At 63.9% G+C, this 12,360-nt stretch carries 12 protein-coding genes; 2 read left to right on the forward strand and 10 right to left on the reverse strand.

Translation table 11 applies throughout. The annotated features are described in order from the left end of the window. Positions 1 to 29 precede the first annotated feature (29 nt). From RA20_RS11930 to metG, 10 genes are all read right to left on the reverse strand, one after another. Positions 30 to 1,109, reverse strand: a complete 1,080-nt coding sequence (locus RA20_RS11930) for a DUF1513 domain-containing protein (RefSeq protein ID WP_039128740.1) — start codon at positions 1,107 to 1,109, stop codon at positions 30 to 32. 15 nt (positions 1,110 to 1,124) lie between these two features. Further along, on the reverse strand, positions 1,125 to 2,120 hold the full coding sequence (locus RA20_RS11935; protein ID WP_039128743.1) for an imelysin family protein: 996 nt from the start codon (positions 2,118 to 2,120) through the stop codon (positions 1,125 to 1,127). Between the two features lie 4 nt (positions 2,121 to 2,124). Further along, entirely contained in the window at positions 2,125 to 3,654 is a 1,530-nt protein-coding gene (locus tag RA20_RS11940; protein ID WP_039128746.1) for a di-heme oxidoreductase family protein, read from the reverse strand. Next, the gene (bfr, locus tag RA20_RS11945; protein ID WP_039128749.1) at positions 3,644 to 4,132 is read right to left on the reverse strand and encodes a bacterioferritin; all 489 of its coding nucleotides are present in this window, start codon (positions 4,130 to 4,132) and stop codon (positions 3,644 to 3,646) included. Before bfr ends, RA20_RS11940 begins: the two co-directional genes overlap by 11 nt. Further along, positions 4,080 to 4,373, reverse strand: coding sequence for a (2Fe-2S)-binding protein (locus RA20_RS25040; RefSeq protein WP_082018003.1), 294 nt, complete (start codon positions 4,371 to 4,373; stop codon positions 4,080 to 4,082). The genes bfr and RA20_RS25040 overlap by 53 nt, the downstream gene beginning before the upstream one ends. A 212-nt stretch (positions 4,374 to 4,585) precedes the next feature. Continuing rightward, the gene (locus RA20_RS11950) at positions 4,586 to 5,599 is read right to left on the reverse strand and encodes a porin (protein WP_039128752.1); all 1,014 of its coding nucleotides are present in this window, start codon (positions 5,597 to 5,599) and stop codon (positions 4,586 to 4,588) included. A gap of 85 nt (positions 5,600 to 5,684) precedes the next feature. Further along, positions 5,685 to 6,953 carry an imelysin family protein gene (locus tag RA20_RS11955; RefSeq protein WP_039128755.1) on the reverse strand — a complete coding sequence of 423 codons (1,269 nt, stop codon included), beginning with the start codon at positions 6,951 to 6,953 and terminating at the stop codon, positions 5,685 to 5,687. A gap of 29 nt (positions 6,954 to 6,982) precedes the next feature. Further along, on the reverse strand, positions 6,983 to 7,462 hold the full coding sequence (locus tag RA20_RS11960; protein ID WP_039128759.1) for a hypothetical protein: 480 nt from the start codon (positions 7,460 to 7,462) through the stop codon (positions 6,983 to 6,985). Between the two features lie 10 nt (positions 7,463 to 7,472). Beyond that, positions 7,473 to 7,643 carry a hemin uptake protein HemP gene (hemP, locus tag RA20_RS25045; RefSeq protein WP_008554566.1) on the reverse strand — a complete coding sequence of 57 codons (171 nt, stop codon included), beginning with the start codon at positions 7,641 to 7,643 and terminating at the stop codon, positions 7,473 to 7,475. 369 nt (positions 7,644 to 8,012) lie between these two features. Further along, a complete protein-coding gene (metG, locus tag RA20_RS11965) occupies positions 8,013 to 9,731 on the reverse strand; it encodes a methionine--tRNA ligase (protein ID WP_193748831.1) in 1,719 nt (572 codons plus the stop codon). Between the two features lie 281 nt (positions 9,732 to 10,012). Here metG and RA20_RS11970 point away from each other — a divergent pair, with 281 nt between their 5' ends. Next, on the forward strand, positions 10,013 to 10,774 hold the full coding sequence (locus RA20_RS11970) for an OB-fold-containig protein (RefSeq protein WP_039128763.1): 762 nt from the start codon (positions 10,013 to 10,015) through the stop codon (positions 10,772 to 10,774). Between the two features lie 75 nt (positions 10,775 to 10,849). Beyond that, positions 10,850 to 12,360, forward strand: a 1,511-nt coding sequence (locus RA20_RS11975; RefSeq protein ID WP_039128765.1) for a flotillin family protein, incomplete at its 3' end; no start/stop codon positions are given.

The following is a 12,360-nucleotide window of genomic DNA, read 5'->3' on the forward strand; positions in this document are numbered from 1 at the left end:
GCGCCTTTCTTGAGCTGTTTTGAAAAGGTTCAGCCGATCTGGATCAGGTGGTTGTCCCAGGCCAGTCCGGCCCGGTGCAGCGGGCGTTTGCCAGTGGCGGCGACCTCATAGACCTGGCCGGTTCCGGTGCTGGCGGTGAAACCGTTGGCAGAGGGAGCTAGGCCGCAGACATCGGTCATCCGGTGCTCCTGCAGCAGGTCTCCGGTTTCCGTGTCCATCAGTTGCAGCACCCCGCCTCGCGGGGAAGTGACGCCAACCTGCGTGCCATCCGGGGAAAAGGCAATGGAGCCGCCGTAACCGCGAAGTTTCAGCACCCGCGGATCGTCGTCAGCCATCAGGCGGGGCGGGGTGCCCGGCCTGTGCAGGCCAACCATCGGCACCAGCTCGCCGACATCGCCTTGCCACTGCATGGCAAATCCCACGGTGCCATCGGCGCGCATGGCCAGGTGGCGGATCGAGTTCAGGTGCAGCTCCTGCGGCAGCTCCATCTGTTCCTGAAGGGTGCCGCCGAGGCTCAGGTAACTGAGGTTCGGGCGCATGTCTGGCAGGTTCAGCTTGGCGCGGCCGCTGTCGGGGTGGGTTTCGATGCCGCCATTGGCCACCACCAGCCCGGGCACGTCGCGGCGCAAGAGCATGTCGTGCGGGCCGATGCCGCCGGAGCTGAAAGAGGTCAGGCGGCGGTAGCCCTTTGCCGCGTCCCAGACACCGATCACGCCCCGGGCGTTTTCATAATCGTTTTCAGTTGTGAACAGGCGGCTGCCGTCGGGAGAGAAGGTGCCGTGGCCGTAAAAATGATGGCCATTTGGAGGATGCAGCCGGGCGATGGCCGCGCCGGTGCGGCAGTCGATCACATCGGCAAAGCGGCCCGGGCGGCGGGCAAAGGCAACGGCCTCGGGGCGGACGGGATGGGCGGCGGCGGCATGGCCGCGGGCGGGCAAGGGGTGGCGGAACAGGATCTCTCCGCTGCGGGTCAGACCTGCGAGCAGGAAATTTCCGCCTGCATCCTTGCCTGCTGACAGGAAAGCGGGGCTGCCGGCGCTGGCCCATGTGGCCTGCGGGACAAGGCCGGTGGCGATAAGGCCCGTCAGAAATTCACGGCGCGAGGTCATGGGCAGCCCTTTCCCTTAGTCGCCGTCCAGCGAGTTGAAGCCGGCGCCGACGCCGAGTGCGGGGGCCAGGTCATCATTCATCAGGCTGCGCAGATCCTTGATTTCCTGTTGCAGCGATTCGATGCGGAAGCGGCTGGCGGGATCGGCAACGCCGGCAAAGACCGGATCGCCGAGTTTCTCGGCCTTTTTGCGCGCCTTGGAAAAGCCGGCGGTGATCTTGGCCTGCAGGTCTGCGTTGCCGTCCGCTAGGGCCAGCGCCAGCGGCTCCAGCGTGTTCAGCGAGACCAGCACATGGTGCAGGCTGCGGCCCGAGCGGCGGGCCTCGGCGCGGGCGGGGCGCGGTTTCTCAAATGTGCCCAGCGGGCGGCCGAGGCGCATGTCGTCCAGCACCTGCAGGCCGGTGCTGAGGGCCTTGAACAGTTCCTGAGTGACTTCGGCCTCGCTCCGGTAGCGGTTGCCGGGGCTGCGCATTTCGGCAGCGTAGCTTTGTTCCCAGTCAGCCTGGATGGCCTGAGCGGTTGCTGCGATATCGGTGCTGATGGCGCGGGTCAGGGCGCAGCGGTAGGCGCCGCTGCCGGCGGCGGAGAGCTGCGGGTCGTAGAGCAGGTATTCCAGCGCGTAGAAGCCGCGGGCGGCGATGGAGTAGGTAGCGAATTGGGCGGGATCGGCGATGCCTGGGTCTTCATTGCGGATCAGGGTGCCAAGCGCCTTGGGCGTCTTGCTGCGGCTGTCGGGCCAGAAGGCGAGGGCAAAAGCACGGCTGTCCGTTTCGGTCGGGCCAAAGCGGAAGTGGCTGGCGGCGATCCAGGCATCAAAGGCTTCGCCGTAGGCCGCGCGCAGCGGCTCGGAACCTGAGGTGCAATCTGCCTGGGCCGCTTGGGCCAGGGCGGCTGAATCCGCGGCCAGTTCCTGGAAGGCAGGCAGGATTTGCTGGTCGACGATCTGGTCCAAGGGTTCCGCGGCCGCAAGCGGAGTGGCGGCAAATGTAAGGGCTAAGGCAAGTGTGCGCATGAAATCAAAGGCTTTCCAGGAAGGAGATCAGAGCGGCCCTGTCGTCCGGGGCAAGATCGACAACGCGGGTCTTGGCGGCTTCCGCCTCGCCGCCATGCCAGAGAACAGCCTCCAGTAGAGTGCGGGCGCGGCCGTCGTGCAGGAAGGTGGCGCGGGGAGAGACCTGCTTCGTCAGGCCGATGCCCCAGAGTGGTGTGGTGCGCCATTCACGCCCGGTTGCGCGGGCCTCGGGGCGGTGGTCGGCAAGGCCCTCGCCCATGTCGTGCAGCAGCAGGTCGGAATAGGGCCAGATCAGCTGAAAGCTGTGCTCGGGGCGGTCCTCCAGCCGGTGGGTCACGTATTTCGGCACATGGCAGGCGGCGCAGCCGGTGTCGTAGAAGACCTGCTTGCCGCGCAGCACTTGGCGGTCCCCGATGTCGCGGCGGGCAGGGACGCCGAGGTTGCGGCTGTAGAAGGTGACCAGGTCCATGTTGGGCTGGTCGATCTCGGTTTCACGGGAATCACCGCCGCCGTGCGGGGCGGCCTGGCAGGCAGTCTGCAGCCCGGTGCATTCGCCGGCATGACCCGGGAACAGCGGGGTGGAAATGCCAATATCGCCGGAAAACGCGCCGGCGGACTGCTGGTGCACCGTGGGGGTGCCGGCCTTGAGGCCGAAGCGGCCCAGCATGATCTGGTCGAATTCAGGCGACCAGACCAGGTTGGCTCGGCCTGAAATGCCGTCGCCGTCGGCGTCCTCCTCATCGGCATGGGCCAGGATGTCGGCGGCGGGGATGGCTTCCAGCAGGCCGAGGCCGATCATCGGCGGTGCGACGCGCGGGCTGAGCATGGCGTTATCTGCCAGCGGGCCGTAGCCGAGCTCTGCCGCCGTGTAGCTGGGACGGCGCAGGGTGGCGGTTTCACCGCCGTTCAGCGCAATCTCGAACTCTTCGTATTCGATCTGCAGCTTGTATTCGGGCGTGATGCCGGGGGCGGAGAAGTCCTGCAGCTGGGTGCCGTAATTCGGGTCCGGGGCAGTGCCGATGTAGTCGGTGATCTCCTGCAGTTCCGGCGGCACCGGACCAGGGGTGGAGACGCGCAGGAACATGGTGGTGGAGGCGTAATCGGGCTGGTCCGGCACATGCCCGCGGCCGTCCTTCAGGTGGCAGCGCTGGCAGGAGCGGGCGTTGTAGAGCGGGCCCAGCCCGTCTGAGGCCTTGGTGGAGGCCGGCGAGAATACCCAGATTTTTTTGAACAGCCCGTTGCCGAGCTTGAATTCCAGCTCCTGCTCAAACGAGAGGTTGGCGGAATGCTGCGAGAAGGCCTCGTCATCGGCCCGGACGCGCACGGTGGCGGCGCCGGCTGGCAGGTTTTCGAAAGCTTCCGGCTTGCTGAAATCGGTGGCCGGGGCTGTGGCGCCGGCAATCCGGGCGCGTTCGGCATCGGTTCGGGGGAGAGGGGAGAGATGCGGTTCGGCCTGGTATTTGCTGGCCAGATCGAGCGCCGTTAGAGGAGTGGCTGCCGCAAGCGCGGCAGCCAGCAACAGATTAGTCTTCAACCTCTGCCATCTTCGTGGCGTTGAGCTGGGCATAGTTTTCGGCACCGATCCGGTCATGCAGTTCAAGCTGCGTTTCGAGGAAGTCGATATGGCCTTCTTCATCCGCCATCAGCTCTTCGAAAAGCTTCATGGACACATAGTCGCCCGCATCATTGCAGGCATCGCGGGCTTCCTTGTAGAGCGCGCGGGCATCCACTTCGGCGGCAAGGTCGCATTCGAGGGTTTCTTTCGGGGTCTGGCCGATCCGCAGCGGGTCAAGCTTCTGCAGGTTCGGGTGGCCGCCTAGGAACAGAATCCTTTCAATCAGTTTGTCCGCGTGCTGCATCTCCTCGATGCTTTCCTCGCGGCTTTTCTTTGCCATGCTGCCCAGGCCCCAATCGTCCTGCAGCCGGTAGTGCAGCCAGTACTGGCTGACAGCCGTCAGTTCATGGCGAAGTGCCTTGTTGAGATAGTCGATGACCTTGGCGTCGCCCTGCATAATGTTTCTCCTGAATTGATGCCGCGCGCAAATTCGTAAGCTGCGCAGGTACTTCCAGCTTACTGCTGGACCGCATCGTGTCGAGGAAAAGTGGCATGCAGCCGCCGCAATCGGCGGTTTTTCCCAAGGCATGATAGATCTTGCCAGGGGTGATTATCGTTTCCGGGTCGGCATTTCGCATCCAGTTGATAGCTGCGCGGATGTCGTGGTCCGATATGTTCGTGCAGTGGCAAACAATCATGCTGCTGCGTCCTTGCCCGCTGGCGCAAATAGCCAAGTGATTCCGTTGGGAAATATATCTGACAGAAACGATGGGGTTTCAAGGGTTATCCAGAGTAAAACGCTTGGGTTTTCTTTGCGCGGCGGTGAACTGCCGATAAAAAGGGGCCGCGAAAACTCGCGGCCCCGAGTGTGGTGGTGTTCAGGGGATGCCAAACGTCACCGAGGGAAAGCTCAAGCGCCGAGCGGGATGATCAGGTTCACGCCCAGAATGGTGCTTTTGGTGCCGTCTTCGTCGACGCGGGCAATGCCGCCGCCCACGGTGGCGCCGCTTTCGAACTCGTAGTCGGCACCAATGGTGAGGAGATCGGTCTCGCCGGAGGTGTCCAGGTCGCGGTGCACAAAGCCGCCGGACAGGATCACGCTGCCGATGGTGTAGGCGCCGGTGAAGGTGGCGTAGAGGGCATCATCAGCGGAGCCGCCGACGTTCGAGAAGGAGGCTACCTCGCCGTAGACGTCGAAACCGCCGTCGAAGGCATGGGCCAGACCGGCCACGAAGCCTTGCTCATCATCCACATCACCGGTGCCTGCGCTTAGGTGGCGGGCGCCGATGTGGAAACGGGTGTCACCGGCCTCCTGAGCCCATTGGATGGAGAAATTGTCAAGTTCGCCAGTGTTGCCGGCGCCGCCGTCTGCGATGGAGGTGCGGCCGCGGCGGTACCCGGCGGAGCGGCTGAAGCCGGTGTCATCGGCATAAAACACACCAAAGGACAGGGTGCCTGCGCCGTTTAGGTCGACGTCTGCCAGGATGCCGATCTGCTCAGTCAGTTCGTAGTCTTCGGCGATGGCGCTGCCGAAATAGCCGGCTGCGTCGTCCCAGGCGGTGCCGAAGGCCGGGGCCAGCTTACCGGCCGATATTGTGGTGTATTCGCCGATGCCGAAGGAGACGCCGAGTTCTTCGATATAGACGCCCATATCGTCAAAGGTGCGGTCATCGGTGGCGTCGGTCAGCGATTCCGCAGTGACGGTGGCAAAGAGCTCAACACCGTTGCCGAAGCTGTAGGTGCCGGTGGCGGTGATCACCGCAAAAGTGTCGCGGATCTCGGCGGTGGCGTCATCGGAGGCGATGACGCTTTCATTGGCCAGCTCGATTTCGCCTTCCCAGCTGAAACCTTGGGCCATGGCTGCGTTTGCGCACAGGAAGACAGGGGCGCTGAGGGCCAGCGCCGCGGAAGTTTTAGTTTTCATGAGGGGGGTCTTTTTGTGCGGGAGAGCCTGGCTGATGCTGGCTGGCTCCCCCGGTTTTCTTCAGGTTGGCTAACCTTGGGCGGTCTTACTCGAAGACAGCCGAAGGGTTGTCGAGGCTGTCGGAGCCTTCAATGGCGACACCATCCAGTTTCAGGGTGGCGACCACGCGTTCGATCGAGCGGGTCTGGTCGATCAGGCCGTTAACGCCGCCCATCACCAAAGCTTCGCCTGCGGCGTTGCCCTGGGCCAGCATTTGGTCATAGGAGAGGCCTGCTTCAGCCGCGGTTTTAATGCGGCCAAGCGCCTGCATGGTGGTCGACAGCTTGCCGCGCATTTCGGCGTCGAGGTCTGCGTCCTTGGCGGCCACCAGGTCGGACAGGGAGGCGCCGGAGATCAGCTCGCCATTCGCCCGGACGTATTCGCCGAGGTAGACGTTTTGCACGCCCAGGCCGTCGTAGTAGTGGCTGTTGTGGGTGTTGTCGGAGAAGCAGTCGTGCTCTTCTTCCGGGTCGTTCAGCATCAGGCCCAAGCGCATCCGCTCCCCGGCCTGTTCGCCATAGGAGAGCGAGCCCATGCCGGTCAGCATGGCAGTGATGCCTGCGTTCTCATCGGCCAGCAGCGCGCTGCGGGCTTCGCCGCTTTCGCCCCACTGAGCGGTGATCCACTCCAGGTCGGAGATCAGCAGGTCGGTTGCGGCTTGCAGGTATTCGCCGCGGCGGTCGCAGTTGCCGTTGGTGCAGGCGTCACCCGCCGCGTAGTCGGTCCAGGGGCGGTCGCCGGCGCCATGCTCGGTGCCCTTCAGGTCCTGGCCCCAGAGCAGGAACTCGATGGCGTGGTAGCCGGTGGCCACATTGGCCTCAACCCCGTCCGCCTCATGCAGGGCGCCTTCCAGCAGTTCTGGGGTGATCTTGGCGGCGTCGATGGCCTTGCCCGACAGCTCGAAACTGGGGTTGGCGATCACGTTCAGCGCCGCCAGGGTGTTTTCGTCGGTCGGGCCGCCATAGGAGGCGTCGACATAGTCGATCAGGCCTTCGTCCAGCGGCCAGGCGTTCACCTTGCCTTCCCAGTCGTCAACGATGGCGTTGCCGAAGCGGAAGACTTCGGACTGCTGATAGGGGACGCGGGCGGCAATCCAGGCGGCGCGGGCAGCTTCCAGGTTCTCGGCTGAGGGGTGTGCGACCAGCGCGTCAACGGCCGCCTTCAGGACCAGCGCGGTGGCCAGGCTGTCCTGGTATTTCGCCTCGGCAATGTTGGCGTAGTTGGTCAGCACCGCAGCCTTGTCGGCGGCAAATGCGGTGGTGGCGCCAAAGGCGAGACCGGCGAGGGCGGTGCCCGTGAGAAACAGGGATTTCATCAGCTAAGTCCTTAAGGTTTCGATGGAATTCAGTGAAGGGTTGCGGTTGCAGGCCGCGCCGGCTGCTGCGGCAGATGCGGGGTCATGATCTGCTGCAGCAGCAGGCCGCAGTCGGAGGCCAGCCGGGTCAGCTCCTGCGCCTTGCGCGGGGTGACGATCAGCGAAGCGAGGATATGGGCGTCATCGTCCTGGCCCTCGGCAGCGGAGGCCAGGAGGTTGGCAAAACAGTTTTCATCCGCGCCCAGGCATTTGCAGGTCATGCCGTGGCGCACCAGCGGGCGGCGGCCGTGGGCGGCGCAGAAATTGCAGAGATAGCCGAAGGTCTCAAAGGCGGCCTCGGCCATTTCCGGGCCGAAGTTCACCTCAAAGTCGCGGCGCATTTGTTCGCGGGTCTCGTTGCCGGAGAACCAGTGGCGCAGGTAGATCACAGCGCCTGCTTCCAGCGGCGGCAGATCGGACAGGGTGCCGACGGTCACACCGCCGCGGGGCGTTTTATGCGCAGGGCTCATGTGCGGCGCCTTACTTGGTCAGGATCAGCTTGCCTGCGCGGGTGATGCGCAGCGAATAGATCTGGCCATTGAGCAGGATGCGGGCCTGCACGCCGCCGCGGGTCAGATCCTCGGCGTGGTAGGTGGGGAAAACTTCGGTGGTTGCGGTGGTGGGCACCGGCTTGGATGCGATCTGGTTCATGACTTCCGCCCATTGCTGAATTCCGCCCTGTCCAGGATCCATTCCAGACAGAAGCCGGACAGAGCGCCGGAGGGGGCAAAGACCTGCGGCCACAGCTGGCGCATGTCGTCTGCTTCCGGGTCTTTGAATTGGGGGCCGCAACTGCGGCTGTCTCCGTTCGGCATGGTGGCGATCTCGATTGAATAACGTCACTCGGGCTCGCCTGAACCGAGTCAGGCTGGCTGGAATGCTGCATTCCTGAATTAATTGCTCAGGTATGTCAATCTGAGTTTTTTAGTAGGGATTGGTTTTTATGATCTGCCAAGGGGATGCGGCAAAAGAAAAGGCCGCCCAGTGGGGCGGCCTTGATGAAACACTGTGCTGCGGAGCTTAGCTGCGGGTGCCGGAGAAACGCTCCTGCCACTCTTCGCGCTGCTCGTCGGTGATCTTGGCAAAGAGGACTTCCGGCACGGTAAAGCCGTGGCCGGCGGGCAGCGCGGAAAGCGCCGCAGCGGCATCGTCGGGCCAGCTGCGGTCATCCGAATTCAGCGCTGCCATCAGCTTGTCCGAAGCCTGCGGAATGAAGGGGGCGGACAGCACGGCGTAAAGGCGGATCAGGTTGAGGCCCAGGCGCACCTGCGCGGCGGCGCGGTCGGGGTCTTCTTTGAACACCGACCAGGGGGCGGCGGATTGCAGGTATTCATTGCCCGCAACCCAGATCGCGCGCAGCTCCTGCGCCGATTTGCGGACCTCCATCGCCTCCATATGGCCTTCATAGGCGCGGATGCGGGTGTTGAGTTCGGCGATCAGTGCCTGCTCCTGCTCGCCGTATTCGCCAGCCGAGGGCACTTCCTCGCCGAATTTGGAGCGGCAGAACTTGGTGATACGGCTGACAAAGTTGCCCAGCACGTCGGCCAGATCCTTGTTCACCGACTGCTGGAAGTTCTCCCAGGTGAACTCAGAGTCGCTGCTTTCCGGCGCATGGCTCAGCAGCCACCAGCGCCAGTAGTCGGCGGGCAGGATTTCCAGCGCTTGATCCATGAACACGCCGCGGCCTTGGCTGGTCGAGAACTGGCCGCCGTCATAGTTCAGGTAGTTGAAGGACTTCAGGTGGTCGACCATCTTCCACGGCTCGCCGGAGCCCAGAATGGTGGCCGGGAACGAAAGCGTGTGGAAGGGCACGTTGTCCTTGCCCATGAACTGGACGTATTTCACGTCCTCCGCACCCTTGTCGGTGCGCCACCAGCGCTGCCAGTCGGCATCCGCTTTGCCATTGGCATCGGCCCACTCGCGCGAGGCGGCGATATATTCGATCGGCGCGTCGAACCAGACATAGAAGACCTTGCCCTCCATGCCGGGCCAGTCTTCGCCGCCCTTCTTGACCGGCACGCCCCAGTCCAGATCGCGGGTGATGCCGCGGTCCTGCAGCCCGTCGCCGTCATGCAGCCACTTCTTGGCAATCGAGGTGGTCAGCACCGGCCAGTCGTTCTTGCTGTCGATCCAAGCGTCCAGCTGGTCTTTCAGCTGCGACTGGCACAGATACAGGTGCTTGGTCTCGCGCACTTCCAGGTCGGTGGAGCCGGAGACGGCCGAGCGCGGGTTGATCAGGTCGGTCGGGTCCAGCTGCTTGGTGCATTCCTCGCACTGGTCGCCGCGGGCCTTTTCATAGCCGCAGTTGGGGCAGGTGCCTTCGATATAGCGGTCGGGCAGGAAACGGCCGTCGGCGTTGGAGTAGACCTGCTTCTCGGTCACTTCGCGGATCAGCCCCGCCTCGGCCAGCTTGCCGGCGAAATGCTGGGTCAGCGCGTGGTTCTGCGGGCTGGAGGAACGGCCGAAGTGGTCGAACGACAGGGCAAAGCCCTTGGCGATCTCGGACTGGATGCCGTGCATTTCCGCGCAGTATTCCGCCACCGGCTTGTCGGCCTTGGCGGCGGCCAGTTCTGCGGGTGTGCCGTGCTCGTCGGTGGCGCAGAGGAACATCACCTCATTGCCGCGTCCGCGCTGGAACCGGGCGTAAAGGTCGGCGGGCAGCTGCGAGCCCACCAGGTTGCCCAGATGCTTGATCCCGTTGATGTAAGGGATTGCCGAAGTGATCAGAATGCGTGCCATGCCATCCATCCAGGTAATGCGTCAAAGGCCCGTCTAACCTATGCAGGCAGCAGCGGGAACCCCTGGTTTGCAGCGGCAGCAATTTGCCGGAGAGGGCAGCGCCCTCCCACGGGGAGGGCCGAGCGGTTTTCCAAGTTGCTTGGCAGCACTTCGAACTTGATCTGACACCGCGGCTGGCGCACTCATTGGTTGCGAATTTCTATTTTAAACCCTTGAAACATCACAGGGGCGTTACCACATGCAGTGTATACCAATGTATACCAATAGGGGGCAATTCATCGGTGTTCGACTTTCTGCTTGATGGCGCCTTTGCGCCGTTTTCCCTTGCTTTGGCTCTGCTGGGCGGTCTGGCGGTGCTGGAGCTGGCGGCGCTCTTGCTGGGCGGCAGCCTGATCGGCGGTGATGGCGATGCGGGGCTGGACGCGGCAGATGGTGCTGACCTCGGCCAGTTCCCGGATGCTGGCGGCCTGGGGGACCTGGGCGCCGATGCCGCTGCGGATGCATTGGGTGATCTGGGAGACATTGATCTTGCAGATCTGGACGGTGTGGACGCGCTGGACGGTGCCGGGGCGGCAGATGCTTCGGGCAGTCTGGCGTCCTGGCTGGGGCTGGGGCGGATGCCGGCGCTGATCTGGCTGGCAGCCTTGCTGATGGGCTTCGGCCTCAGCGGCATTGGCCTGCAGATGGTGCTGAAATCCTACCTGGGCTTTGCTGCACCAGCCTGGATGGCGGGTCTGCCCGCTGGTGCCTTTGGCCTGTGGTTTGCGCGCGGCTTTGGCGGGATCTTTGCCAGGGCCTTGCCGCAGACCGAGACCGAGGCGCTGTCGGTGCGCAGCCTGGGCCGCCGCCGCGGGGTGATCACCCAGGGCACCGCCGCCCAAGGCCGCCCGGCCGAGGTGCGCGTGATGGATGGCTACGGCAATGCCCACTACCTGCGCGCCGAGCCCTTTGCCGCTGGCGAGGAACTGGCCCAGGGCACCGAAGTGCTGGTGATGCGCGACCGCCGCAAGGACCGGTTTGTGCTGATCCCTCTGTCCGAGTGACCCGCTGGGCTGATCAGCCCGGCTGACTGAAACCAACAAACCCAAAAAATCCTATTATCCAAGGAGGTATTCCGCATGGAATTTCAATTCATGCTCATCGTGGTGGTGAGCGCTCTCGTCTTTCTTCTGGTCCTTGGCCTGGTTCTGGGCCGGCTTTACAAACGGTCGTCCCGCGAGATCAGCCTGGTGCGGACCGGCGCCAGCGGAAAGAAAGTCATCATGGATGGCGGCGTGCTGGTCGTGCCGCTGCTGCATGAGGTGAGCCCGGTCAACATGAAAACCCTGCGCCTGGAAGTGCAGCGCAACAATGACGGCGCGCTGATCACCAAGGACCGGATGCGAGTCGACGTCGGCGTCGAGTTCTATGTTTCGGTCATGGCGACGGTCGAGGGCATTGCCCGCGCCGCGCAAACGCTGGGCGACCGGACTTTTGACGTCGAGCAGCTGCGCGAGATGATCGAAGGCAAACTGGTCGACGGCCTGCGCGCTGTGGCGGCGCAGATGACCATGGACGGGCTGCACGAAAACCGTGCCGACTTTGTTCAGGAGGTGCAGAATGCGGTGTCCGAGGACCTGCTGAAAAACGGCCTGTCGTTGGAATCGGTGTCGCTGACCGCGCTGGACCAGACGCCGTTTGAGGCGCTCGATGAAAACAACGCGTTTAACGCGGTGGGTATGCGCAAGCTGGCGGAGGTGATTGCCACCTCCAAGAAAGAACGTGCGCAGATCGATGCCGAGGCAGAGGTGGCCGTGCGCCGCGCCGCGATGGAGGCCGAGCGCCAGCGCCTGTCGATTGAACAGGACGAGGAGCAGGCGAAGATCGAGCAGGCCAAGCAGGTCGAAACCATGAAGGCCGCGCAGGAGGCCGAGATCGCCCAGCGGCGCGAGGACTCGATGCGCGAAACCGAACGCGCCCGGATTGCCCGCGAGGAAGCCATCCGCTCGGCCGACATTGCCCGTGAAGCAAAGATCCGGGATGCCGAGATCGCCAAGGAGCGCTCGGTCCGCGAGGCGGAGATCACCAAGGAGCGCGAGCTGGAGGTGGCCGAACAGGAGCGCCAGATCATCATCGCGCAGAAGTCCGAGGAAGAAAGCCGGGCGCGGGCATCCGCGGATATGGCGCGGGCTGAGGCAACCAAGGCAACCGAAGCGGTGGCAACCGCCCGTGAGGTGGCTGAGGCTGAGCGTCTGAAGCAGATCACCCTGATCGAGGCCACCCGCGAGGCCGAGCGCCAGGCAACTGGTATCCGTCTCGCCGCGCAGGCGGAGAAGGAAGCTGCAGCCGACCGCGCCGAAGCCCGCCGCGAAGAGGCGCAGGCCGAGGCGGACGCGCTGAACATCCGCGCTGAAGCCAAGAAAAACGACATGCTGGCCGAAGCGGAAGGCAAACGGGCGATTGTCGATGCCGAAAACGCGCTGTCGGGTGAGCTGATCCGCATGAAGGTCGACCTGGCCCGGATCGAGGCGATGCCTGCCATCATCACCGAAATGGTGAAGCCGGCAGAGAAGATCGACTCGATCAAGATCCACCAGGTGAGCGGCATCGGCGCTGGTGCGCCTTATTCCTCGGCGGGTGCCGGCAATGG

It is taken from the genome of Leisingera sp. ANG-Vp, from assembly GCF_000813725.1.
Lineage (GTDB): Bacteria > Pseudomonadota > Alphaproteobacteria > Rhodobacterales > Rhodobacteraceae > Leisingera.